This is a genomic window from Spiroplasma eriocheiris, from assembly GCF_001029265.1.
GTDB classification, from domain to species: Bacteria; Bacillota_I; Bacilli_A; order Mycoplasmatales; family Mycoplasmataceae; genus Spiroplasma; species Spiroplasma eriocheiris.
In genome coordinates this window covers 259,653-286,258 of the sequence record NZ_CP011856.1, presented here as the reverse complement: position 1 = coordinate 286,258, position 26,606 = coordinate 259,653, and the positions used below count along the sequence as shown (strand labels likewise).

Below are 26,606 nucleotides of genomic sequence, written 5' to 3'. Positions count from 1 at the left end.
TCCTAAATTTTAGATTTCATTTACAATTGCTAAAATAATTGGGGTTTTCCCAGTTTCCAATTTAACAAATGATAACACGGTACTACGAATTTCATTTTTAACTTCATTCACATCATACATTTCTCCAGCAATCGCTTTTTTATGGTGTTTTTCAATAATATCGGTAATTACTTTTTGCATTTTTTTAAAAATATCATTATTTTCTTGAATATAAATTACCCCCCGCATTTGGGTATCAATTAGGGAAGTAATGGCTTTTGTTTTTGCATCAATTGAAACTCCAATAATAACAACCCCATCGGTTGCCAATTGTTTTCGTTCATTTAATACCACAGCGCCAATGTCACCAACACCAATTCCATCAACATATAAGTCAGAAGTTTTAACTTTGCCAATTACTTTATCAAATTCACCGTTTGTAAAGTTGACACTTTCGCCATTATCACATAAGAAAATGTTTTCAACTGGCACCCCGGCTTCGTTAGCAGCTTGTTTTGCTTTGACAAAGTCTTTATATAACCCTTTAACCGGAATAAAATATTGTGGTTTTAAAATCGAAGTCATTAATTTAATATCTTCGTAACTAGCGGTCATTGTTCAAATTTTACGATCTGATAAGGCAATTGTTTTCGCCACCGTACGGGCTAGCTCATCTAACACATTCGCATGGTTTAGTTCACTCCCCGGGTTGGGTGGGGTTGCTAAAATAATGGTATCGGTTTCTTTGATATCCAAAATGTCATCATTCCCACTAGCGATTTTAATTAACCGACTATATAAACGTTCACCACTTCCTGTTACTATGATTAATGATTTTTCATCATCAACAACATCATGTAAAGTTTTAAGATTAATTCCTTCTAAGTTCATTTGGTTATTGGCATTAATTACTTTTAAAGCCTCTAATAAAGTTTGACCATAAATTCCAACATTAATATTGTTTTCCCGCACTAAATCAAATAATTCATTTATTTTATGTAAGTCCTGATCAAAACAAGCTAAAATTAAGCGACCCTGTGCTTCTTTAACTGCTCTTTCAATATAACTTTTAATTTTATGGTTTGGCGCCGTATAATCCATTCGTGAGGCTGATGAAGCTTCTGATAAAAATAATAATACTTTATTATGGGTAGCAATGTCAGTTAAATGTTGCATATCCATCGCAAAATCAGGGTCAGCTTTTGCATCAAACATATAATCCCCGGTATAAATAATTACCCCATTGGGAGTATGCAAAGCATAACCATAACTATTTGGCATGTTTGTTGTCGTTGCAATAACTTCTACTTTGCAAGGTCCGAATTCAATAACATCGCGGGGGTTAACAACTTTAAATAGTTCTTCTTTTCCCCGTACTTTAAAACGTTGTAGGTGAAAATTTAAAATATGAGCAGTCAGTTTACTTCCATAAACTGGAATTGCAACTTCTTTTAAAATATATGTCACTGCTTCTGAACATTCATCGGAAGGTTTAGTAATAAAAATCCCTTTAATACGATTGCGATTTTCTTTTAAATAATCAAAATTAGAAATCACAACATCAATTCCTAAAATTCCCCGTTCCGGGTTTTTTGTCCCCGCATCAAAAACAAAAATATCTTGATCAACTTCCACGCAGTATAAATTCTTCCCGCGCTCATCTAGCCCCCCAAGGGCAAAAAAACTAATTTTTGACATAAATCGTCTTCCTTTCTGAAGTTTTTTAATTAACATTCTAAATTAAAAAATTGTCTACTATTAATTGTGATAAGAAACCATATAACTATAATCTTAAACATTATACAATAACAAATAAAATTTTGAAAATATATTTAACTTAATTTTATATTTTTAAAAAATGCGATAAAATAAAACATAGAACAGGGGTGTTACGATGAAAGCAATCTTCCCAGGTAGTTTTGATCCAATTCATGAAGGACATATTAATATTATTAAAAAGGCAAGTTTGTTATTTGAAAAGTTATATGTTATTGTTTCAATTAATTTAGATAAAAAAGAACAAGGTGATATTTTTGAACGAACTAAAATTGTTAAAGCTATTTGTGCTGATATTAATCCAATGATTGAAGTTTTAACAAATGATAACCGTCTAACAAGTGAGTTTGCCAAAGAATTAGGAGCAAATTATATTATTCGGGGGTTACGAAATAATAATGATTTGAAATACGAAATGGAATTAGCATTTGCAAATAAAAAGTTAAATAATAATCTCGAAACAATTTTTTTTATTGCGGATTATGGATTAACTGAAATTTCTTCAACCTTATTAAAACAAATTAACCAATTAAAAAAGTAGTTTTCAAAACTACTTTTTTAATTATGTTCTTTCCCTGGTTTGCCCAGTAATTTAAACATATTAGTTTTATATATTTCAACTCCTGGTTGATTAAACGGATTAATTTTTAATAAATACGCTGACATTGCACACGCTTTCATAAATCAATATGATAAGTAACCAAACATTTTCGCATCCATTGTCGCAAATTCTAAAATGATATTTGGGACATTACCACTCTGATGGTGGGCATCAACAACCCCGGCCATGGCAATGGTATTTACACTATGTAATGTTTTACCAGCTAAGTAATTTAAACCATCTAAATTTTCTTGGTCAGCTGTTAGTACTAAATCACCATTTGGTTTATTAATTTTGATCACTGTTTCAAAAATAATATTTTTAGTACCTTCCTGAATGAATTGTCCTAAGGAATGTAAATCAGTAGAAAAGATACATGAAGTTGGTAATAACCCCTTTCCATCTTTACCTTCTGATTCTCCAAACAGTTGTTTTCACCATTCATTCAGCATTTGGAATTGTAATTCATAACTAACTAACATTTCGCTTTGGTAGTGGTCACGAGTATTTAATAAATACCGTGCTAATGCATAGCGATATGCCTGGTTAGTTAAATCGGCGCTCAAAGTATCTTCGTAAGCTAACTTTGCTCCCGCAAAAACTTCATCAACATTCACTCCAGCGACTAACATTGGAAAGATTCCAACTGGTGTTAGCACCGAATATCGTCCCCCGATGTCATCGGGAATAATAAATGTTTGATAGCCTTCTTGGTTGGCAAGTTCCTTTAAGGCACCCTTTGCTTTATCTGTCACAGCAACGATTCTGGTTTTGGCAACTGCTTTACCCTTCTTTTGTTCTAATAAATCTTTACATAAGCGAAAGGCAATTGCTGGTTCTGTTGTTGTTCCAGATTTGGAAATAACACAAATTCCAAATTCCTTATTTTTTACATAATCTAAAACTTGTTGAGTATATGTCGATGACATTGTATTGCCAAGATATATAATCTCAACTTGTGGTTGATAATACAGTCCATTAATCATTTCAATTGCAGCTCGTGAACCAAGATAACTTCCCCCGATGCCGATAACTAACAAAACATCAATTTCTTTCGTAAGTTCACTTGCTACTGCTTTCATTTTTGCTAACTCTGCTTTATCGTAATTAAGTGGTCATTCAACTCATCCTAAAAACTCATGACCCATACCTGTCTTATTATGGATCATTTGATGAATCGCAGCTATTTGTTGGTTATATTTATTAAAATCTAATTCTGATATTGCATTTGTTAAATCTGTTTTAATCATTGTTATTTGATACGCTCACTTCCTAATTTTAAACTTTCAATGAAAACTCACTAATTAGGTATTAATTATTAATTATTATTTGCTAGTTAATGAATTAATTTTTTCTTTTAATGGTTGAAAACCAGCGCCAGTTTCTTGAATCTGGCTATTTGTCTTCTTTAGTAATTCTGGTCGACAGTTTTTATAACTTAATTTTACTTGTTTTTTATCAGCATCAAAATCTAATACCTCAACTTCAACTTCGTCACCAACATTAACAAATTGTTTAATGTCTTTGACAAAGAAGTCTGAAAATTCTGAGATATGAATTAAGCCAGTAGCATCTTTTAATTCACAAAATGCTCCAAAAGGTGTAATATTAGTAATTTTAACTGTAACTACTTGTCCTTTACTATACATAGTGTTATATTCCCCTTTCTATTGTCTCATTATACATTTATATTTAGGAAAATTATTTTTTAATTATTACAATTTTTTATATAAATTCCCAGTCAGAAATATCAAAATTGTAAAATTATTTTCTAAATTTTGCTAAAATTATCTAATTTAGAAAATTAATGCGATATAACTCATTTTTTTCTTCAACATTGTCCCCACCATTGTCATCTGGTTTCTCTTCTTTATAAGAATCCGTGTAATCACAGTCCGGATAATTAGTACATGCCTTAAAACGTTGATTACGTTTGTTAAATTTTAAAATAATTTCGCCAATGCCGCACTTTGGACAAGTTCCAAACTTTGGCCCCGTCTGGTGAATATAGCGGCATTTTGGAAACCCAGAACAAGCAATGAATTTCCCATATTTTCCATAACGATAAACTAAGTCATTTCCACATTCTGGACAAATAATCCCTGCTTTTTCGACTGGAATTTCTTCCATTAAATTCATAGCATTTTCAATCCGTGGTTCAAACCGTTCTCAAAATTCTTTTAATAACGGTTTGGGTTCACTTTCCCCTTTTGAAATAACATCTAAAGTTTCTTCAATTGAAGAAGTATATGATTCATTAATAATATCATTAAAATATTCTTGTAATTTATCACTTGTTAAGATCCCCTGTTCAGTGGCTTTAATTGCTTTATTTTCAATCATAATATAACCACGATCACGTAACGTTTTCATAATAGGAGCATATGTTGAAGGACGCCCAACCCCGATTTCTTCTAAAGTTTTAATTAACCGGGCTTCTGAATAACGGCTTGGTGGTTTGGTAAAATGACGAATCCCATATAATTCATTTAAATTAATGAACTGGCCAATTTTTAATTTTGGTAATTTAGCAAGATCTTCATCATCATCTAAGGACACTGCCTTTAAAAATCCCTCAAAGATCACAACACTACCAGTAATTCTAAATTCATAATCATTATTTAATAAGCTAATTGTTGTTCCTAATAATTTTGCACTTGCCATTAAACTAGCCAATGCGCGTTGATAAATTATTTTATATAACCGTCATTGATCACGTGAAAGGTACTCTTTTGCTAGGTCTGGTGTCATCGTTAAATCTGTGGGGCGAATTGCTTCATGGGCATCTTGGACATTTTTCTTTTTCCGTGATGGTTGTTTAACCTCCCCTAGATATTCTTTCCCATAGTTAATAGTAATATAGTCAAAAGCATCTTGTACAAATTTTTCACTTAACCGAATTGAATCTGTCCGCGGATATGTAATAAATCCAGCCAAATCATCTTTAACCTTAATTCCTTCATATAATTGTTGGGCAATCATTGAAGTTTTGTTTGATGGGAATCCCAGCTTACTACTTGCTTCTTGAAGCATTGTTGAGGTCGTGTGGGGATTAGGAGATTTTCGTTGGCGTTCACTTTCCTTAATATCCACAACTTCGTAGTCTTTTTGGAGAGCAGCTTTTATTTTTAAAACTTCTGCTTCATTGTTAAGCTCAATTTTTTCATTTTGATATTTAACTAATTTAACAACGGCTTTTTTATATAGCCCCTCAACAGTTCAGTATTCTTGGGGAACAAAATTTTGATATTCTTTTTCGCGTTCCACAATTAATTTTAAGGCTACTGATTGTACCCGCCCAGCTGATTTTGATTTAATCTTTTTCTGTAATAGTTTACTTAACCGAAACCCAATAAAACGATCTAAAATACGTCGTGCTTCTTGGGATTTAACTAAGTTCATATCAATATCCGTTTGGTATTGAAAAGCTTCTAAAACAGCATCTTTTGTAATTTCATTAAACCGCACTCGGCGTGATTTATCTTTACAAGCCAAAACTTCATTTAAGTGGTAAGCAATTGCTTCTCCTTCCCGATCCGGGTCGGTCGCCAGAATAACTAAATCCGCTGATTTAGCTGCTGTTTTTAATTCTTTAACTTTTTCTTTTTTCCCCCGTTCAATTTTATAAGTTGGTTCAAAAGTTATAATATCAACTCCGAGCCCAAATTCTCCTTTGGTCGATAAATTTCGAATATGGCCTTCTGAAGATAAAACAGTATAACCTTCTCCTAAATATTTTGCAACGGCTTTTGTTTTCGTAGGTGATTCCAGAATAACTAAGGTCCCTGCCATTTTTATACACTCCTTTAAAACTCAAAATAATCTACATACTCTATTATACATAGATTTTAAAAAAACAAACTATAAATATTTATTTATAGTTTGTTTTTAATTGACATAATCATTTGATTTCATCCACTATTAATTTTATCAATTGCAATTTGCAATTTATCATGCACCACTGGTACTTCAAAATATAGAACAATTAAAATTGCAACTAAAACAACAAGTGTTAAGATCACTGCTAAGGATATTAGCAATGCTTTTTTGTTAATTTTTCGTGGTTGGTTTAATTTTGGTTGTTTGATTTTTTGTGTCGGTCCATCAATATCATAAAAATTATTTAATAATTTTATATATTGTTTATCAGTTAGTCCAAATTTCTCCATTACATCAAATTGACCAACTTTATTATGTCCATATTCATCAAACATATATTCATAAACTTCTTGGGCACTAACTTTTCCCGTTGGCGTTTTTAAACTAATATTCTTATAAGTTGTGGCAAGAGGAATAGTATTTTCAACACTCTCTTCTGTGTGAGCCGATTCTAAGATTCCTACTAAGTCATCATTTAAATTTGTATTTTCTTGGTAGTAATCTTCATCATTATAACTTTGTTGATAACTATGCTTATTATCTAAAATCTCTACTTCAGGCATTTCTTCAATTTTAGTAAATTCTTGGATGTCTTCTTTTAATTCATCATCTGGTATATTTGCAAACTCGTGGTCATCAAGATCATCAATAACACTAGGGTCAAAAAATAAATGATCATCCTCATTTTCCAACGGAGTTTCCATTATTTTTGGTGTTACTAAAGGAATGACTGCATCAGTTAAGTTTTCACTTGTTGTTGGTACCGATGAAACTTCAGCTGCTAAAGCTTGCTCCTTCATAACATCATCTGTTGGTAAACTATTAATTGAAGGCAATGGTTCTGATAAATTAGCTGCTTTAATTAATTCTTCATTATGTTTCACCGCATTATTTAGGTTGTTAATTGAATTGTTTAAAGTTGTTATTAATTTATCATACGAGTCATGTTCCGTATTAAATCTATTTTTAGGACGATTTCGATTAACAAACTCATCTAAAATTTCTGAAATATGAACTGCCCAGTCATATTCATCTTTTGCATTATAAGATTTCATCTTTGGTTGATAAGGTTCTGGAACCGGTGCATACATTCTTTCATTATTTACACTAATATTATGTGGTGGTAACATATTAGGATACTGAGCAAATTGTTGATACTGGTTTGGTTGATAACCAGTAAAATTATTTAACGCTATTGAACCTCAAAATGGCGGTATTATTGTTGATTGTTGAAATGGTACTAATGGCGAATAAGGTTGTGGTTGCAAGTACTGTGGATATTGATAATGTCCTGGCACTGGATATTGATGATAATACTCATAATTTGCACCCACGTTAAAATGCCCCTGACAATTTGGGGAACAATAAAAAAGATTGTTATTCATGCCCATTGGATTCATTTTTTTCACCCTAACTTTTATACTATTTTGACCATATACTACATATATATTTTATCATAAAAATTTAAATTTTATTTGCTTTGATCCCCATTTTTTTTGGACAAGCCTAATTGTTAATAATTAACTCTTCTTAACTTTAGACAAAAATCCTCAATAGTGATGATTAATCAGTAATTTCTTTGCAATTTGTTGGGCCTGAAAATTAATTATTAATTCATATGTTAAATTTCCAATAATATAACTTGTGAAAATAATTTGCAATAAAATGATAATCCCCATACCTTTGATATAATCTTGGTTTAATCAAATTAACAAATCATTTACATTAATTGGAGCAACCACATTAGAATTACTTATTTTAGCATTAAAATAATCAACAAAATTAATTAAACTTGTTAAAAAATAAAGACTTAAACTAATAATAATGACACTATAAATTATTTTAGTAATATTAAAAAGCAAATTTTTTCAATTCTGACTATAAATATTAATAAATAGTTTAATTCCTAATCCGGTTAAAACTAAAAAATTAAAACTAACAATAATTACAGCAAAAATATAAATAATATTATTTCTAACTAAAACATACTTTTGCTGAGAATAATGATAAAAGTCTCATAATTTGGGCGACCACTGTACAATTCCAGCTACAAAAATAAAAATTATTAGCAGCAGATTAATAAAACTAAAAAATAAGATGATTCAATTTATTAGTTGCTTTCACATTAAAGCGGCATAAACTTTCGTAATAAAATTAACATCATTTTTTTGAGAATTAATTTTTGCAAATGAGTATTTGTTAATTCTTAAAAAATTAACTTTATGTAAAACAATAGGATCTTGCTCAAGAGTAATAGTTAAATTTAAAATTTTTAGCAAAGAACTTGAAAAAGGATTATTTTGGTGATATTGAATAAACTGGTTATTAAATTTAAAAATCAATTCCTCATGATATTTTATTACATTAGCATTTAAACTAACCCGATCAATTTGATCAAAAAAATTCCCCAAGGTATCATTAGTAAAATATAACATTAATTTTCAGCGGTTAAAATATCAAATACCACAAAAACCACAGAATAATAAACCACTAATAATTGTCAATAATAAATGACAAATAAAGCGCGATGAGTATGATCAAGTTAATGGTGGGTTACTAATAAAATAGAAATTAGAAGTTGTAAATAATAAGATAATTTCGACTATTGGCAAGATGATTATTATTGGCAATGAAAAATAAATCACATAATAAAACTTACTTTTTAAAATAGTGGGTGCTTTTCTACTAATTTGAAAATTTTTTCAATAAAACATTGCCACCACTGCAGTGCTAAAAAATATCAAACAAAGGTTTGTACCAATAAAATATTTAAATACTTCTAATTCTCTCACCATTTGGTTTTTCCTCTTTTCTAACTTATTTTAAAAGTAATATGGGTTCCAGCTACACTTTTACTGTTGTCCACTGTTAATAAACTATTATTACTTTTGCTAATTCAAACATAAGCATAATTTAAATTCCCATGGTCGGCGGTTTTTCACAAATTAACTAATGGGGTTGTTAATGGTCATGCATCATCAGCATTTGGTTGGTAACTTTTTTTAATAACAATTTCAATATCTTGGTTAGTTAAGAAATGAGAATTGTGTACATATGCAATATGTGCAGTTAAATAAGTTCTTGTATCTTCAATTACATCTTGAACTAACGTACTTTTATCATAAGTTTTTGGTAACGGTTTTCAGTCAATATAGCGTCAATCATTTGTATTAAAATCACTACCATCAGTTGTTACTTTTCAACCTGTTAAAAAGCTAGTAGTATGGAATTGTAATCCTTTTGCCGCTAATTCTTGTTGAACTAACACTTTATCAGCAGGATTAAAAACTAAATTCGCATTATCTTGTTTAAAAGTAAGATAATCACTTAAATTTTCTTGGTAGTTTTGATAATTAATTTTAAATAAATTCCTTGGTAATTCCAAATTATTATTAATTAAATTTTGGTTTTCCAAATATGTTTTAATTTCCGAATTTGCTGCTTCGCTTGTAATAATGCTATTATAGTTATTAATAAAAGTTGTTAATAATTCTGTGGCATTAAACTTTAAAGGATGATCATTATAAACATAAGTTGCATTTTTGAAAACATCTAAGTTTGAAAAATCAATGTTTTTTTCAAAATGAATTCATTTTTCATTTTGATAATGTCCATATTCCGATGGGGTTAAATGTACCGTAAAATTAAATATTGGTGCTAAGTTATTGATATCATTAAAGTTAACTAATAATTGGGGATTAACTGATGTTTGATTACTATAATAAATATCAGCCTTAATTTTTAATAAGTCTAACTGTGGTAGTTCTTGGCTAATAATCGCTAGCACATGGTCACGTAAACTACCAAACTTTCCATTGTTCGCTCCTAATAACTGGTCAATTGTTCAATGATGCTTTGTTAAAATTTCTGGATTAATCGTGGCCAAGTCAAAAATATCAGCTTTTACAGTTGTTTGTTGACAACTAATTATTGATAAACTAGCAGTTAATGTAAAATTTAAAGACATTAAACTTAAAAGTAATCTTTTCATGGTTCCTCCTTAAAATGTATCAATATACATAAATAACTCATAAACTTGTTCGCCAACTGTTTTTTGATAGTGTAAACCTGGTTGTAAGAATTTAACATCACTAATTGTGAAATCTTGGGGGTATCATTTATATTTATTATCCCGAGTTGTGGTTCCGGCAAAGCCAATTGCATTTAATGCCCGATTAATGTCGTAACGCTTGTTCGGATAAAGCTCAATTAACTGCATCATCTTATGCACTTCTTGAACTCCCGCTAAATAGTTTAAAAAACGTACACTTAAACGAGGGCCTTTAATATCACCAGGATAAACTAAGAAATTATCCCCAGCTTCAAACTCAGAGCTAACTTCTCCTAATTTATAATAATCATCACGATAAAAATCATATGCCCAACGAACATAACCATTTGCCCCTACTTTATAAGCCAGCAATGGGCCCCAGACTTGTTCACTATTATCAGACTGTAAATATGAAGCCGGGAAATTATTTCATGAACTATAAATCATTGTTGAATTTCCTAATGATTTGCGACGTAATATATTACTTCGTAATTTATAAATATTTAAATTATTAAATTTTTGAACAATTTCTCGCTGTTGTAAAATCATTTGGTTGTACTTGTTCAAAAAGATTTCCTGAATTTCTTTTTCGTTAAACGGATCATATTTAAATCTTCATCCGGCAAAAACATTTGACTTAATTAGACGATACTGATCATTGTCATTAACATTTTTCATTGTTAGTTCATTTGTCTTATCGGCCAACTCATCAAATGAATCATAAAGAGTTATTGTTTTACCATCAGGAGTTTTGTATTCTGGTTTTTGGGAAGCTTGGTGCCAATATTCCGATAAGGATTTAATTAGTTTACTATGTAAAAATTCCAGATAATTATTAAAATCACTCCCCAGCATCCCATTACCCGCATTAACTAGCGAAACTTTAAAATCACGTTGGGGTCCTTGCGTAGCACTTGCTCCTTTTAAATACCAAAAACTAAAATTTCCAGTATCCATTGTTGTAAAAAGAAATTGTCGATATCCTAATTTAGCTGCTAGTTTTAAATAGGCATCTAACCCTGTGAAATCAAATGTTCATGTCCAGTCCTTATCTTTAATAACATCACTAAAATTGTTATTTTTAATATAATCTTCATATTGCTGGTCACTTCAACCGCTTTTTGATAATTTTCCTGTTCATTGAATTAACTGGTGACTAAAACCAGTTCCATATAAATAAAAGTTATTGGTTCTTTTTAAGGTTTTTAAATGTTCAATTAAATATGGTTGGTAAGTATCAGTTAAATAATAGGGAATGTTCATAGGCCGGGGGCCAATTTGATCAGCTGTCAAACTCAAACTATTTGTCGTTAAATTATTATTAGTTGTTTTTTCAACATAATTCATTGCATTTGAGGGGTAAGAAGTTGCGCTAAAACCAAACCGTTCACTTGGCTCTTGTTGAGAATCATCCATTACTAACTGATAATTTTTAACATTCAATTGGAAAGGACGGGTTAAAGTAATATTTTGCCCATTAACATTGAATTTTAATTCTAATTTTAAATTATGAAAACCACTACGAGCATTATTCTTTGTATAAATACTAACTCAAATGGGCTGCACATCAAAACTTAAAGTAGACAACTTACTTGGACCAATGGCATCAGGCATATATTGGGTCCCTTGGTAAATATCCTTGTCACGGCCAGCAGCATTATTATGCGCTTTAATAAATGTTAAAAAATTTGCTTGAACCTCAATATTAGGATCATCGTTGTCAATTACTCTTACTGATAAATCATTAAATTTATCCAAACTAAGTTTATTTAAAATGATTAACTGTAAATTAGTATATTCATTTTTTCAAGTTGTTAAAGTTGGATTATCATTTTGACAGTTAAATAAATTATCACGAATTCCATAAAATTCCGGTTGTGATTCAGCTAAATAAACTGAATAAGTAAATTTAGCATCCCCAAAAAAAGTGTGAAAATACACATTATCATCTTGAACCGGTCCGCGATCTTCACAACCATACTGAAAATTATATTGGTTCTCATAACTATGGTTTCCACCACTAGCGTTCGTAAATGTTCGGGCACAAGCAACCGTTAAAGTAGTTAAAGAACCAACCAAAGTAGTTAGTAAAAAAGTTGTTGTTAAATTACGCAATGATAATGCCATATTTGCTCCCTCCCTTAAATCTTAAATGCTAAGTGAAACCCTGGGGTTGATGAAATATTTAACAAGGTATCAGTTGCATTAAACATTTCCATTCATACCCAGTGTTTTTTATCCCCCTCGGGACTAGTGAAAGTTCATAAATCTCTAATTGGAGTTGTTAAATCTAATAATGTGGGGTCTGCATAACTATTCTTTTTAAATTGCACACTAAAAGTATTAGGGTCAATTTCCTTGCGATAAATATTATTAATAATTGTTACTAAATAATTGCGCATTGGAACTAATAAGTCTTGTAAAGTTGAGTCTAGGGTAACCTCGTAATCTAAATAACTATAATCATAACCGTGATCTTTAATATCCTTACTTTTAACATTAATTTCTTGACCAACGGGTAGTAGAAAATTATTTGTTGGGATTTTAAATAAAGCTGCGCGAAGTTTATCCGGGAGATAACTAAATAAATTATCAGTTATTGTAATATGGCCATTATCTTCTTTAATTTCTTCGCCACTTAATTTTAAATAATTTTTTGTATCACCACTAATTAGCATTTGACCAGGTTGTAACCCCATCCCGAGCGAAATGTCGACTCCCATCGTTTGAAATTGTTGATTAAAATTATTAATAATAATTTGGTTTTGTAAAAGACTATTTCACGCTTTAACTAAACTATCAATACTATTAATGGGCGTACCATTATTATTTAAACTAACTTTGTCTTTTGCTGGAAAAGTTCAGGTTGGTCGAAAATCAAAATTAATAAATTGATGACCCTGATATTTTTTACCCGCTTTCGTAAAAATTCCCACGGTAAAATATAAAATTAAGCCATCATTTTTAAAATCGGAAAAATCAATTGGAGTTGCTTTATAAAAATTATTATCATTAATATTACCATAATAGACTTGAATATCTAAAGTATTGATATCAATTCATGGGGCATTTTGGCTAAGTGCTAATAGCACATTTGTTCTAATAGAAGGCATTAATCCATCATCATAACCCCGTAAACTTGTTAATGATCACAAATAATTACGAGTTAAAGTTTCTTTTGTAATTAAATATTTAATATCATTGGTATCTTTTCAACTAACAGCAATTACCGCATTGGTAACAGTTACACTGACAGGAAAAAATAACAAAAAGACGGCCATTAATTTTTTCACAATTATTAAACACTCCCCATAACATCAATTTATTTTATATGACTTTTATAATAACAAAAAAAAAAAAAAAATGCAATCAGGATTAGCGTTGATTGCTGATAAATAAAAAAACGGGCATACCCGTTTTTGCCAAGAGTAGATTTATATCTAACTCCATACTTCTATTATATCTTGAATTTAAAATATTTCAAGATAACAAAGTTATTATTTTAAAATTTTAGTTATTGTTTATCGGTATTGATAATATTGGTTGCTGTTAAAATATTAATTAATAAATCATGCAAGCATTGAACAATTTGAACTAGTGGTAAAACTTTATTACGGTAATTAATTGCCTTGTCAGCTACTTCTTTGCGAGTTTCCGGAGTCATTTCCGTTACAAAACTATGATATTTATTGACTTCTTCTACTAAGCGTTCTTTATTAAATTCTGGTAATTGAATTTTTCCATCTTTAAAGTCTTGTTCAATTTTATCAATATTTTTAAGTTGTTCATCAAATTTTTTGTCTTCTTCACTTTGGTTATATTCAGTTAGGGCCATATCACGTTGTAAGAATAACCCAAATTGATTAATGAAATTTCAAATTTCTAAAGCATCCTCTGATTTATTTAAATCAGCAACACAATTATCAATTACCGGGTCCATTCCTTTAATTTCTTCATCATAAATTTTTGTTAATTCATTAACTTCTAATTTCATCATATTAACAAATAATTTATTTAAATCAACCGGAGATGATTCCTTAGCACTAACCATAAAATCATTTAAAAATCGTGGCAACGGAATAATAGCATTGAATAGTTTACTTACTTCAATTAAAGTATTAATTTTATTTTGTTCAATTTCTTCTGGTTTTTTATCCGTTAAATAGCTTGTACGGATTTGGTCAAATAAGGGCTTAATTTCTACCCGTACATAATTAAAAACTTGTTCAAACCCTTCCTTACCTTCTAAACCTTTTAAAAAAGCATCCACTTTTTCATCTTTATATACTTCTGGTTTTTGGTAACTTTCTTTAAACAAACTTAAATATTTTGTTAAATAGTTATTCATTCCAGTTTCGACATTACTTCAAAAATTATTTTCTGACATATTGGTTTTCCCTTCTTTTTAGTATATTAACACTATTATTTTATCCTAAAAAACTAAAATATGATATTAATTAACCTAATTAGTTTTTCATTTCTAAATATTAATTATTATTCGCTGTTTTAATTAAAAATACCAAAATTATCCTCGCGAATAAATTTTGGTATTTTAAATACTCTAATTATATTCAGTTTTAATATTTCGCCTACACTTATTTATTATACTCTTTAATTACATAAATATTAAGAAAAAGTAAAATTATTCTTCTTTTAACAACTGGTTTTTTCTTCTATAATAACGAATATTATTAATTAAAATTAAAATTGTTAAAATCAAGAAAATAAGAATTACCAACACAATTAAATATAAAATATAATAAGCAGTCTGACGAAAATCTTGGAAAAAATATGGGGCATAATAATTGCCTACCCCGCTGGCATAATTAAATAATTTTTCATCAACTGGCAGGACTAATAAAACAACTTCCCGAACTCCAATATAAATTGTATAAACAATTGGGAAATAATAGAACTTGTGCAAGTCTTTTAAATAAAATCTTTTAAGATTAATTTCCTTAACTTCTGAAGTAACAAAAAAATAAACAATAATAGCGATGGGTAAAATTCAATGGCCAATGGCGGTTGATATTCAGTAAATTGCTTGTCCATCATTATTAGGAGTAAATTTAGTATTAGTTGCTAAACTGACAAAGATCCCAATGGTAAAAAAGATTGAAGTTACCACGGAGATAAAAACTAAGAATAATTTAAAATTATCATTATTAATAAATTGTAAATATTTTGGCCAAAAAATATTAATTACCCCACCTAGCGCAAACAGTAATAAAATTAAACTAGTTTGAACACTTCATCATGAAAAAGTGTAAAAAGCAAAGTTAATTCAATTTAATTTATAATGGAGTAACGTGTACCAAAAAGATAAGGATAATGAAAATAAAACTAGCCCAATAATTGCTAGATAAAATATTAATTTTGCAATCTTAATATTTTGTCTTTTCATAATCTACCCCTTTAATAATCTGCTAGTCTTTCTTATGATATTTATTATATAAAATATTTTTACTAATGTGGTATTTATTTGCCACAATATCAATTGCCTGCTTTGCTTTATAATTTTGTTCTTTAATTAAAGTACTAACTTCAGAAATTAATTGGTCATCACTAAGTGAAACCTCAGCTAAATTTTCAATATTCCCCGCAATTACAATCGTATATTCGCCAAATTGATAATTATCATCTTTCATAATTTCTTCTATAATATCACTAATTTTGCCACGATAAAACTGTTCATGAATTTTTGTTATTTCTTTGGCCACACAAACTTGCCGATCATTAAATATTGTTAGTAATAATTGTAATGTTTCAATTAACCGGTGAGGTGATTCATAAAAAATAATTGGGTATGGCACCTGTTGTAAACTTTCTAGTTCTCCCTGTTTTTTATTTTTCTGGTGACTTAAAAAACCATAAAATAAAAAATGACGAGGATCAAGACCGGAACTAATTAACGCACTTAAAAAAGCACTTGATCCATTAACTGGAACAATATCATAGTTTAGCTCGTACATTAAATGGTTAACAAAATAATACCCTGGATCACTAATCAATGGATATCCTGCGTCACTAACTAAAGCAATTGATTCTCGCTGATCAATACTATGAAGTAACTCTTGATATCTGGTTTTTTCATTATCCTTATTTAAGGATATTAGTTTCTTTTTAATATTAAAATGGTTAAGCAGTTTAATGGTATTACGGGTATCCTCACAATAAATTTTCCCGACTTCGTTTTGAAGGATTGCTATGGCGCGGGGACTAAATTCTTGTAAATTTCCAATTGGAGTGGCAATTAAATAAAGTTTGGGATTATTACTTTTAAAACTATATTGTTTCATTATTATTTTGCATTATATAAACTCATTATCTTATTAAAACTTTCTTGTTTTAATAAATAATGAATGAAGATTTCTTCAATTCGCACCAAAATATCATCATTAATAGTTGCTAGTTGCTGTTTAGTAAACTTTCCCAAAACCCAATCTTTTAAGTCAATTTGCTGGTCACGACCAATTCCGATCCGAATCCGTTTGAAATTTTCACTCCCTAATTTATTGATTAAGTCCTTAATTCCATTTTGACCAGCACTTGAACCACCCGTTTTTATTTTTAACGCCCCAAATTCAATATCCTTATCATCATGAATAATAATAATATCTTCTAAATTTATTTTATAAAATTGCTTAATAGCTAATACGGCACTCCCACTTAAATTCATATAAGTTTGGGGTTTCATAAAAATAACTTTTTCATCATTAATTTTTGTTTCTCAATAAAAAGCATTAAAATTCTTTTTCGGACCATCGGGGTTAAATTTTTCTACTAAACGGTCTAATGCTAAAAAACCAATATTATGGCGTGTGTATTTATATTCATCCCCTGGGTTTCCTAAACCAACAATTAATTTCATTTTATGACTCCTTCTGTAACACCCGATCGTAAATCTTATCCACATTCCGAATAAAATAATTTAAATTAAATAATTTTGTTAATTCTGCTTTTGGCAAATATTTTTCAACATTATTTTTAATTAACACTTGGAAAAAATCTTGGTTTGTTTGCTGTGTTTCTAAAGTACATTTTTGCACAAAATCATAAATTTCTTCACGACTATATGTTGTTTTTTTAATAATTTCCGTTAATACTACTTGGCTATAAAAAATATTATTTGCTTGGGTTAAATGTTGGTTAATATTATCAATATTAACAACTAGATTATCAATGACATTAATCATTCGTTTTAATAAAAAAACCACTAAATGATAAGTATCTGGTAAAATAATTCGTTCATTACTACTATGCGAAATATCGCGTTCATGTCATAATAAATTATTTTCAAAAGTAACTAACATATTACTGCGAACTAACCGCGCCAAACCTGAAATATTTTCTGAACTAATAGGGTTTTTCTTATGGGGCATTGACGAAGAACCTTTTTGGTTTGCACTAAAACCCTCGGCCATTTCGTTAACTTCACTTCGTTGGAAATGACGAAACTCAATTGCCATCTTTTCTAATAAACTAACAATCTGACTAAAACTAGTAAATAAATTAATATGGCGATCACGAGGAGTAACTTGGGTTGTAATTGGATCAATCCCTAATCCTAATTTTTTAGCAACATAAGTTTCCACTTCCGGTTCAATATGCGCAAAATTACCAACCGAACCGCTTAACTTCACTACTTCAATATTTTCTTTAGCAAAATTAAAACGTTTAATATTTCGTGCTAACTCCGCATACCACAGTAAAAATTTTAACCCTAATGAAGTTGGCTCACCGTACATTCCATGTGTTCGGCCCATAATTATTTGGGTTTTATATTGCAATGCTTTTGCTTTTAAACTTGCTAATAACAAGTTTAAATACTTATCAACAATCAAATTGGATTGTTTGATTAGATAATTTTGACTAGTATCAACAACATCTGTTGAAGTTAACCCTAAATGGACCCATCTTTTTTCTGGCCCCATATGTTCTGATAACATTCTCGTAAAGGCGACAACATCATGTTTGGTTTCTGTTTCAATTTCAAGCATGCGGGGAATATCAACTTTTAAATTTTGTTTTAAAGCGGCAATTTCTTGATTACTAATTAACCCTAACTGATTTCACCCTTCACAAGTTAATAACTCTACTAATCCTCATGTCGCATACTTATTATCATCACTTCAAATGTCAGCAATTTCTTTTACCAAATATCTTTCAATCATAACTATTAAAATATCTCCTTATCAATTAAAATTGTTTGAGCACGATCAGGACCAACCGAAAATAAACTAATAGGAACCCCAACTATTTCTGATAATTTAGCTAAATATTTTTTTGCATTAGTTGGTAATTCTTCATAAGTTTTAACTTGACTAATATCTTCTGTCCAACCATCAACTTCCATAAAAATTGGCTGGCATTGATTATATTCGGCAATTGTACTTGGGACATAATCAATTTCTTGGTCTTGGTAACGATACTTTGTACAAATTTTAATTTTATCAAGACTAGTTAAAACATCTAATAACATAATGGCCATACTTGTATAACCACTAACTCGTAATGAATGTTTCATTAATACCGCATCAAATCACCCAATGCGCCGAGCTCTTCCTGATACTGTTCCATATTCATGCCCAGTTTCTCGAATATAATCGGCAACTTCACCAGTAATTTCCGAAGGAAATGGTCCCGTTCCGACTCTGGTATTATATGCTTTCACAATTCCAATCACATTGCTAATATAACGAGGCGCAATTCCACACCCAGTTGGAATTGAAGCTGCCGAAGGATTAGAAGAAGTTACAAATGGATAAGTACCATGGTCTAAATCTAACATAACTCCTTGGGCGCCTTCAAATAGGACCTTCTTCCCAACTTTGATGGCATTATCAATTACTAACGAAGTATCAGTTACTAAATCTTTAATTTGGTTAAATAATTCCAAATATTCATCATAAATTTCTTGCACAGTAAATGGTTCAGCATTAAAGATTTTAGTTAATAATTCATTTTTAAATTTTAAATTAGCTGTCAATCTTTTCTTAAAGTTTTCTGGTTCAAATAAATCACCTACCCGAATTCCAATTCGTTCAGCTTTATCTTGATAACATGGTCCCACTCCTTTTTTAGTAGTTCCAATTAAATCATCTTGACGATATTCTTCTTGTAATTCATCAATTTTCAGATGATACGGTAATATTAAATGCGCACGGTTACTAATGCGAAGGTTTTTACAGTCATAACCATTTTCCGCTAAATAATTAATCTCACTAACTAACTTACGCAAGTTAACAACACAGCCATTTGCAATGACATTCATTGAGTTTGCATTAAAAACTCCTGAGGGAACAATACTTAATTTATATTTTTTCCCATCAATAACAATTGTATGGCCAGCATTATCCCCACCAGCTCATCGCACCACGTAATCTGCTGATTGGGCAAAATAATCGGTAATTTTGCCTTTTCCTTCATCACCTCATTGACTACCAACCACAGCCAAAGTTCTTATTTTATCTTCTTGCATTTTATTCTCTCCTTAAATTTTAGATTTTTTATTTACAAGGTAATAATAATATAAAATAAGATAAATATGTAGAATTTTAAAGTAATTAATAAAAAAACATAAATACTTATAATATTTATGTTAAAAATAATTTATTTTTTAGTTTTTTGATAAGCATCTCATAACCCGTTAATATAAGATAACCCTAAAGCCCGATCATATAATCCATATCCAGGAGTATGAGGTTGTTTTTCTTCACCTCAAATTAAACGGCCATGGTCTGGACGTGCATAACCTTGATAGTCATTATCAGCATAGGCTTTTACAATGGCTGATAAATCTAAAACTCCATCATGATCACCATGGGCAATTTCATAAAATGAATGCGGAGTATCATAGCGAATATTACGAATATGAGTAAAATGAATGCGATCAACAAAACGGCGTACAATTTGCTCCATATTATTTTTTAAATTAGTTGATAAGGAACCAACACATAAAGTTAAACCATGATTTGGTGAAGGATTAATTGCTAAAAATCTTGCCAAATTTTCTTCGTTAATAATTAACCGTGGAATCCCAAAGATTGGTCACGCGGGATCATCTGGATGAATTGCCATTTTAACCCCTACCTGGTCACAAACCGGAATTACTTTGTTAATAAAATAAGCAATGTTATCTCATAATTCTTCATCACTCATTTTTTGATATGCACCAATAATTTCTGCTGTTTGTTCATCTGGAAAACTTAAAGTTCAGGCTGGCAATTCTTTAAATTTCTTAATAGCACTAGTAGCATCTAACTGGTCAATTACATTCTGATCATATGCTTCGCATAATGAACCATCCCGCATTTTTTTATATAAATCAGTGCGCACCCAGTCAAAAGCCGGCATAAAATTATAACAAATAACCTTTATTCCTTCTTTTGCTAATCTTTCAATTGTTGTACAATAATTTTTAATATACTCATCACGAGTTGGTAGTCCCAATTTAATGTCTTCATGAACAGGAATTGACTCAACAACTTCTCAGTTTAAATGATGATCATTAATTAATTTTTTAATCCGAATAATTTCATCACTTTCTCATGCTACTCCTGGTTTGAATTTATAACATTGTGTAACAATCGATGCTACATTTGGTATTTGGCTAATATATTCTAACGATATGGGGTCCTTATCAGGACCATATCAACGAAACGATAATTTCATATTTCTCTTCCTCTTTCTATTTTTTAATTTATTAGCGGGCTAGTCATCCCCCATCCACGGAAATTAAACTACCATTTAGATAATCACTAGCAGGTGAAGCTAAGAAAACAGCAGTTAGTCCTAAATCCTGGGGTTGTCCTCACCGACCACTAGGAATCCGGTTTAAAATTTCGGCACTGCGAACAGGATCCTGACGAATTGGAGCGGTATTTGCGGTTTCAATATAACCTGGAGCAATAGCATTTACTTGAATATTGTAACTAGCTAGTTCGTTACAAAAAGCTTTGGTCAAACCAGCAACCCCATGTTTAGAAGCTGTATATGAAGGAACAAATTTCCCTCCTTGATAAGATAACATCGAAGCAATGTTAATGATTTTACCAGACTGCTGGTTAACCATAACCTGCGCAGCTTCGCGTGATAACTGATAAACCGCAGTTAAATTAATCGCAAGTACATGCTGTCATTCTTCATCAGTACCTGATAAAATTGGTGTTCGGGAAATAGCTCCCGCATTATTCACAACAATATCTAAGTGTTGAAAATTTTGCAAAACATGCGGAACAATTTGAACTAAGGTTTTTGAATTAGTTAAATCACCATATTCAAAAACTATTTTTCTTCCTAATTTTACTACTTCCTTTTCCATTTGTGCAGTATTCGTGTTGTCATAACAAAAAATATATAAATCAGCTCCTGCCTTGGCTAAGGCTAACGCAATCTCATAGCCAATTCCGGTATTACCCCCAGTTACAAGAGCAACCTTATTAACTAAACTAAATTTTTTGATTAAAAAATCACTTATATTAGTATCCAAAATATTCTTTGGCATTGTTAAAACAGATCCCTTCAATTAATCTTTTTAAGATAGTATCATCATTGACACACATTCCTCTTTCCACTCACTCTCCAACCAGATTACATAAAATTCTTCGATAATAATCATGACGAGCAAATGATGAGTAAGCACGAGAATCAGTTAGCATTCCAATGTTAACTCCTAAGGTTGATAACTCCGCAAATTTTTCAATTTGCATAATATTACCAGTATAAGTATCCGCAAATCACCAAGCGGTTCCTAACTGAATCATTCCTTTAATTCCATCATCATTATTTTGAAAATTTCCTGCTAAAGTAGCAATCGCATCTCAATTATTAGGATTTAATGAAAAAATACTTAATTTTCCCAAGTTACCTTCGGCTTTTAAAATTCCTAACATTTGATTCAATGGTTTTGCTAAAAATCCTTCGGCGGTACTATCAGTACCAATATCACTACCTAATTTTTTAAATAATTCTGGATTATTGTCGCGTAAACAATTAATATGTCACAACATTGCCCAGTCATATTTTTTATAAATTCTAGATAGATCTAATAATAATGCTGAAATAAATTTAAAGAATTCTTCTTCAGTTAGTTTTTGACCACTTAAACGTTTTTTAACAATTGTGTTTGCTTCAGCAATTGTAGTTGGAATAAATTGAAATTCGTTTAAACCATGGTCGGCTGATTTGCCACCCATTTGGTCATAAAAATTAATTCTTTTCTCTAAAGCAATCATCAATGAATCATAATCTTTAATATCAGTTCCACTAACATTACTTAGTTTTGCAATATAATCGCCAAAACCATCGGCATTAATTTTCATCACTTTATCCGGACGGAAATTACCAATTACTTTGACTGCTGGTCATGAGGTTTTTAATTCTTGGTGATATTCTAGATTATCAATGGGATCATCGGTTGTACAGATTGCATAAACATTAGATTTTTCTAGAAATGTTCGGCAAGTCATCGTTGCTAATTTTGTTTGAGCTTCATCTCAAATTGCTTTTGCATTTTTTAATATTAATGGTTTGGTAATTCCCAAGTAAATTCTTAATTCTAATTGACATCATTGAGTCAAGGGATTACCAATTAGCATTTCACAACATTCAACTCATTTTAAATACTTATCATAATCATCAGCATCACCAGTAATATATTTTTCTTGAATTCCACATGTTCGCATTTGTCGTCATTTATAATGGTCCCCTTTTAATCATAATTCCGTTAAATTACGAAAACCAATATTATCAGCTAATTCTTTGGCAACTAAATGATTATGATAATCTAAAATTGGCATTTTACTTGCTCAATCATATAATTTTTTTGCTGTTGGATTTTCTAATAAAAAATCTTCACCACAAAATTCTTTCATAAATAACACCTCTTGTTCTTCTTATAATAAATCTGTTGGTTTAACTATTTGCATATCATCTCAATTAAAATCTTCACCCGCCATTCCTCACACAAACGAATAACTAGTAGTACCAACACCACAATGAATTGATCACGGTGGTGATAAAACGACTTCATTATTTTTAACAATTAGCGATCGTGTTTCTTGGGATTGACCCATTAAGTGAACAACAATGTCAGTAACTGGTAAATCAAAATATAGGTATGCTTCCATTCTTCGTTCATGGGTATGGCAAGGCATTGTATTTCAATTACCATTTTCAATTAATTCAGTTATTCCCATACATACTTGATTAGTTTGAACATAATCTGGATGAATTAACTGGTTAATAATTCTTGTGTTACCCTGTTGGGGATTACCAACAAATTTTTGTTTAATATCTTGTTTAGTTATTTTTTTATTTGATAGCCTTGATGTGCCGGAGCACAATTGATATAAAATAATGCTGGATCATTTTGAGTAATTGAACTAAAACTAATTTGTTTTGCTCCCATCGGAATATATAACGCATTGGTTTTAGCTAACTCAAACTTTTGACCATCTACTTCAATCCGTCCGGTTCCACCAAGATTAATTATCCCCATTTCTCTGCGCGAAAGAAAATAAGGTTGGTTAAATACTTTTCCATCACTAATCACAATTTCTTTACTAACTGGTTTACAACCAATTATTACATTGCGATCATAATGCGTATAATAAATATTAAATTCATCATTAATAAATAAATTACTAATTAAAAAATTTTCTCGTAGTTCTTGACTATTCATCTGGGAATATTCTTTAATTCCAATAGCATAATAAGTTTTCATTTAAACTCCTGAGTATGCTTGGAAGCCCCCATCAATAGGGACTACTACACCAGTAACAAACCCAGATGCTTCATGATCCATTAATCATAAAATTGTTCCTAATAATTCTTTCGGTTCACCTAAACGGTTCATCGGGGTAGCAGCTAAAATTTTTTTAGTGCGCGGTGTTCATTGACCATCATTGGTTTGTAATAAAGATTTATTTTGAGCGGTCAAGAAAAAACCGGGCGCAATGGCATTAATACGGACATTACTTGGTGCAAAGTGAACTGCCAATCATTTTGTAAAATTATTGACAGCGGCATAAGCTGCTGCATAAGCTGGTACTTTTGTCATTGGGGCAAAAGATGCCATTGAAGAGGTATTAATAATTGTTGCTTCTTTATTTAACATATGTTTAATAAAAACTTTAATTGTATTAAATTTCCCAATGAAGTTTAAATCAAAAACAAATTTAAATCCTTCAACTTCCATATCAAAGAAACTTTGAATTTCTTTGTTAATTTCATCTCCAACTTCGTAGACTTCTTTTGAAGTTGTTCCCCGCGGGTTATTTCCACCAGCACCAGTAATCACTACTACTTTTCCTTCTAAATTAGGATTAATTGCTACAGCCATTTTAATTCCTTCTTTCTATAACCAGTCAGCAACAACATCAAAAGTTGCTGTTCCGGTAAACTTATCAGTATTTTTATTTACAATTACCACATTGCTATTACTATTACTAAAATTTCCAAATGGATCAAAAGTAATTACAAGGTGAATTTTATTATTTTTTTGAATTACAGTTGGACTTTTCGGATCAACTAACTTACCTTCAATACTTAATTGATAATTAAAATAAGCTAAAATATTTGAAATTTTAATTCCTCCACTAGTATTGATTGATTCATCAATACTATTTTCTGTAAATCAGTTTTTAGTATCGCCAACATCCTTGCCAAGTTTATTAGCAATAATATTAGCCACTAAATTAGTAAAACTATTTTTTGCCGTCGTTGCTACTAAAATATCTTGATATTTAAGATTAGTTGCTTTATCTGGATCTTTTTGGCCAATAAAAGAATAAGCGGTTGTTAAACTTTTATTAGCTACTGTTGATAATTCTTGTTGTAAGTTAATAGAGTTATCAACTTTTTGACTTGACCATGTTGTTAAATTAGTTGCTTCTAATAATTCTTTATCACAAGCAACCACAACTGTCGTGGCATTTCCTAAAATTGCCATACTGGTTAATAATGATAATATTTTTTTCACTTTATCCCTCCTTTGCCACATTACTATCAAACTCAAACTCTAATAACATTTTTTGTTTAAGAGCTTGGTAAGCAACTTCCAACTGAATTAAATTTAGAGTTAAAATCATTTGGTTGCCTTTTTCAGTATTAGTTAATTTTTTATTTTGTTCCAACAAACTAATTTTGGTTACTAAGTTAGTTGAATAAAGATGATATGTTGTTTCAAGATTTTCTAAACTAGTAATCGAATGATTTTTAAAAACATGATAATAGTAATTTTCTAATAACATTTGAGAATTAACAAATTCAATCTTATTTATTTTTAAGATATTATAAATATCTTGTAGTTCAAAATCGTGGTTACCAACCGGTCAGGTTACAAATGAATATTTTTTATTCATAAAATTAATATTAAATTTTATAAAAACCTGTTTTTTAATTTGATTTAATTGCTGAAAATATTGTGCAAGACTAATAAGTTCTAAAGTATCATCATTTAATTGATAGAATTCTAATTCTCAATTAGTAACTAAATTGGCGATACTATTTTTAAAACAACTATCATTTTTCTTTTCACTACCATAGTTAACATCTCGAAAGAGAAGATTACGTTTCGCTTCTTGTTGACTTGTATATTTTTCAACAATTTTTTCTAAAAAGATTCAAATAAAATTAACAAAACAAATTTTTAGTGCAGTCGAAATTACTTTAGCTAACTCTTCAGGTGCCTTAACTTTATTTTTAACTCGCACAAGATCATTAGTTAAATTTCCGGGAATTAAAATTCATTTTTTTCAATGACAAGCATTGCTAAAATATTTTTAGTAAATTCATTGGCAACATTTTTTAGTCGTTGGTTATTTTTATGATTAAAATATGTTCAAAAAACTATTACAATACTAAGAACAATTAATAAAATTAAAATAATTCACTGATAGCTCATTAGTTACCTTTTGGTAATATTTTGTGCACTGTAACTTAATAGTTTTAATGACATCATTCTTTTCTCTAACATTCCTCGTGAAACAATTTTGGTATGATAACGAACAGCATATTTAGCAATAATATCGCGATTATCAATTTCAGAAGTACAATGAATTTCTACCAAATACTTTTCAATTACACTTCAATAATTTCGCTTTTCAACATAATTAGTAAAAACTATTTTGGCATTTCGTAAATTTAAATCGAATTCATCAATTAAATTTTGCCGAATTTCTAACCTAATTAGTTTTTGCATTTTATCAACGGTTCATATTTTCATACTTTTTGCGCCAATCATTCCCTGTCAGATAAAAACAAAAATTAATAATAACCCAACTACAATAATTAAGACATACCATCAGTTCATAACAA

At 30.0% G+C, this 26,606-nt stretch carries 26 protein-coding genes; 1 reads left to right on the top strand and 25 read right to left on the bottom strand.

All coding sequences use genetic code 4. The annotated features are described in order from the left end of the window. Positions 1–9: 9 nt before the first annotated feature. Entirely contained in the window at positions 10–1,677 is a 1,668-nt protein-coding gene (locus SERIO_RS01310; protein ID WP_047791121.1) for a ribonuclease J, read from the bottom strand. A gap of 196 nt (positions 1,678–1,873) precedes the next feature. On the opposite strand from SERIO_RS01310, the gene coaD reads away from it, so the two are divergent. Next, positions 1,874–2,296: a pantetheine-phosphate adenylyltransferase gene (coaD, locus tag SERIO_RS01305; RefSeq protein WP_047791120.1), complete on the top strand. Its 423-nt coding sequence runs from the start codon at positions 1,874–1,876 to the stop codon at positions 2,294–2,296. 17 nt (positions 2,297–2,313) lie between these two features. On the opposite strand, the gene SERIO_RS01300 is transcribed toward coaD, so the two are convergent. From SERIO_RS01300 to SERIO_RS01195, 24 genes are all read right to left on the bottom strand, one after another. Next, positions 2,314–3,606, bottom strand: coding sequence for a glucose-6-phosphate isomerase (locus SERIO_RS01300; protein WP_047791119.1), 1,293 nt, complete (start codon positions 3,604–3,606; stop codon positions 2,314–2,316). A gap of 75 nt (positions 3,607–3,681) precedes the next feature. Next, a complete protein-coding gene (locus SERIO_RS01295; protein ID WP_047791118.1) occupies positions 3,682–4,005 on the bottom strand; it encodes a S1 RNA-binding domain-containing protein in 324 nt (107 codons plus the stop codon). A gap of 142 nt (positions 4,006–4,147) precedes the next feature. Further along, the gene (gene topA / locus SERIO_RS01290; protein ID WP_047791117.1) at positions 4,148–6,148 is read right to left on the bottom strand and encodes a type I DNA topoisomerase; all 2,001 of its coding nucleotides are present in this window, start codon (positions 6,146–6,148) and stop codon (positions 4,148–4,150) included. 83 nt (positions 6,149–6,231) lie between these two features. After that, positions 6,232–7,635: a hypothetical protein gene (locus SERIO_RS01285; RefSeq protein ID WP_148553403.1), complete on the bottom strand. Its 1,404-nt coding sequence runs from the start codon at positions 7,633–7,635 to the stop codon at positions 6,232–6,234. Positions 7,636–7,755: 120 nt separating this feature from the next. After that, positions 7,756–9,030 carry a hypothetical protein gene (locus SERIO_RS01280; protein WP_047791115.1) on the bottom strand — a complete coding sequence of 425 codons (1,275 nt, stop codon included), beginning with the start codon at positions 9,028–9,030 and terminating at the stop codon, positions 7,756–7,758. Positions 9,031–9,047: 17 nt separating this feature from the next. Continuing rightward, the gene (locus SERIO_RS01275) at positions 9,048–10,226 is read right to left on the bottom strand and encodes a hypothetical protein (protein ID WP_047791114.1); all 1,179 of its coding nucleotides are present in this window, start codon (positions 10,224–10,226) and stop codon (positions 9,048–9,050) included. Positions 10,227–10,235: 9 nt separating this feature from the next. Then, positions 10,236–12,413: a DUF4091 domain-containing protein gene (locus SERIO_RS01270; protein ID WP_047791113.1), complete on the bottom strand. Its 2,178-nt coding sequence runs from the start codon at positions 12,411–12,413 to the stop codon at positions 10,236–10,238. Positions 12,414–12,427: 14 nt separating this feature from the next. Next, on the bottom strand, positions 12,428–13,579 hold the full coding sequence (locus SERIO_RS01265) for a hypothetical protein (RefSeq protein WP_047791112.1): 1,152 nt from the start codon (positions 13,577–13,579) through the stop codon (positions 12,428–12,430). A 221-nt stretch (positions 13,580–13,800) separates the two neighbouring features. Further along, on the bottom strand, positions 13,801–14,673 hold the full coding sequence (locus SERIO_RS01260) for a hypothetical protein (RefSeq protein WP_047791111.1): 873 nt from the start codon (positions 14,671–14,673) through the stop codon (positions 13,801–13,803). A 255-nt stretch (positions 14,674–14,928) separates the two neighbouring features. Beyond that, positions 14,929–15,690, bottom strand: coding sequence for a hypothetical protein (locus SERIO_RS01255; protein ID WP_047791110.1), 762 nt, complete (start codon positions 15,688–15,690; stop codon positions 14,929–14,931). 22 nt (positions 15,691–15,712) lie between these two features. Next, on the bottom strand, positions 15,713–16,585 hold the full coding sequence (gene rsmI, locus SERIO_RS01250; protein WP_047791109.1) for a 16S rRNA (cytidine(1402)-2'-O)-methyltransferase: 873 nt from the start codon (positions 16,583–16,585) through the stop codon (positions 15,713–15,715). 2 nt (positions 16,586–16,587) lie between these two features. Continuing rightward, the gene (gene pth / locus SERIO_RS01245; protein ID WP_047791108.1) at positions 16,588–17,157 is read right to left on the bottom strand and encodes an aminoacyl-tRNA hydrolase; all 570 of its coding nucleotides are present in this window, start codon (positions 17,155–17,157) and stop codon (positions 16,588–16,590) included. A 1-nt stretch (position 17,158) separates the two neighbouring features. Continuing rightward, a complete protein-coding gene (gene purB, locus SERIO_RS01240; RefSeq protein WP_047791107.1) occupies positions 17,159–18,460 on the bottom strand; it encodes an adenylosuccinate lyase in 1,302 nt (433 codons plus the stop codon). A 5-nt stretch (positions 18,461–18,465) separates the two neighbouring features. Beyond that, positions 18,466–19,752, bottom strand: a complete 1,287-nt coding sequence (locus SERIO_RS01235; protein ID WP_047791983.1) for an adenylosuccinate synthase — start codon at positions 19,750–19,752, stop codon at positions 18,466–18,468. A 146-nt stretch (positions 19,753–19,898) separates the two neighbouring features. Further along, the gene (uxuA, locus tag SERIO_RS01230) at positions 19,899–20,960 is read right to left on the bottom strand and encodes a mannonate dehydratase (protein WP_047791106.1); all 1,062 of its coding nucleotides are present in this window, start codon (positions 20,958–20,960) and stop codon (positions 19,899–19,901) included. A 31-nt stretch (positions 20,961–20,991) separates the two neighbouring features. Beyond that, positions 20,992–21,792, bottom strand: a complete 801-nt coding sequence (gene kduD, locus SERIO_RS01225) for a 2-dehydro-3-deoxy-D-gluconate 5-dehydrogenase KduD (RefSeq protein ID WP_047791105.1) — start codon at positions 21,790–21,792, stop codon at positions 20,992–20,994. After that, positions 21,767–23,161: a glucuronate isomerase gene (uxaC, locus tag SERIO_RS01220; protein ID WP_047791104.1), complete on the bottom strand. Its 1,395-nt coding sequence runs from the start codon at positions 23,159–23,161 to the stop codon at positions 21,767–21,769. The genes kduD and uxaC overlap by 26 nt, the downstream gene beginning before the upstream one ends. A 21-nt stretch (positions 23,162–23,182) precedes the next feature. After that, a complete protein-coding gene (locus tag SERIO_RS06440) occupies positions 23,183–23,632 on the bottom strand; it encodes a 5-deoxy-glucuronate isomerase (protein ID WP_148553401.1) in 450 nt (149 codons plus the stop codon). Next, entirely contained in the window at positions 23,593–24,012 is a 420-nt protein-coding gene (locus tag SERIO_RS06435; RefSeq protein WP_053040803.1) for a 5-deoxy-glucuronate isomerase, read from the bottom strand. The genes SERIO_RS06440 and SERIO_RS06435 overlap by 40 nt, the downstream gene beginning before the upstream one ends. Beyond that, positions 24,013–24,630, bottom strand: a complete 618-nt coding sequence (locus SERIO_RS06430) for an SDR family oxidoreductase (RefSeq protein ID WP_053040802.1) — start codon at positions 24,628–24,630, stop codon at positions 24,013–24,015. It abuts the gene before it with no gap. A gap of 15 nt (positions 24,631–24,645) precedes the next feature. After that, complete coding sequence (locus SERIO_RS01205) at positions 24,646–25,269, bottom strand: hypothetical protein (protein ID WP_047791103.1); 624 nt, start codon at positions 25,267–25,269, stop codon at positions 24,646–24,648. 1 nt (position 25,270) lies between these two features. Further along, on the bottom strand, positions 25,271–26,002 hold the full coding sequence (locus SERIO_RS01200; protein ID WP_047791102.1) for a hypothetical protein: 732 nt from the start codon (positions 26,000–26,002) through the stop codon (positions 25,271–25,273). A gap of 26 nt (positions 26,003–26,028) precedes the next feature. Further along, a complete protein-coding gene (locus SERIO_RS06550) occupies positions 26,029–26,193 on the bottom strand; it encodes a hypothetical protein (RefSeq protein WP_158500488.1) in 165 nt (54 codons plus the stop codon). A gap of 3 nt (positions 26,194–26,196) precedes the next feature. Beyond that, complete coding sequence (locus tag SERIO_RS01195; RefSeq protein ID WP_047791101.1) at positions 26,197–26,601, bottom strand: hypothetical protein; 405 nt, start codon at positions 26,599–26,601, stop codon at positions 26,197–26,199. Positions 26,602–26,606 lie beyond the last annotated feature (5 nt).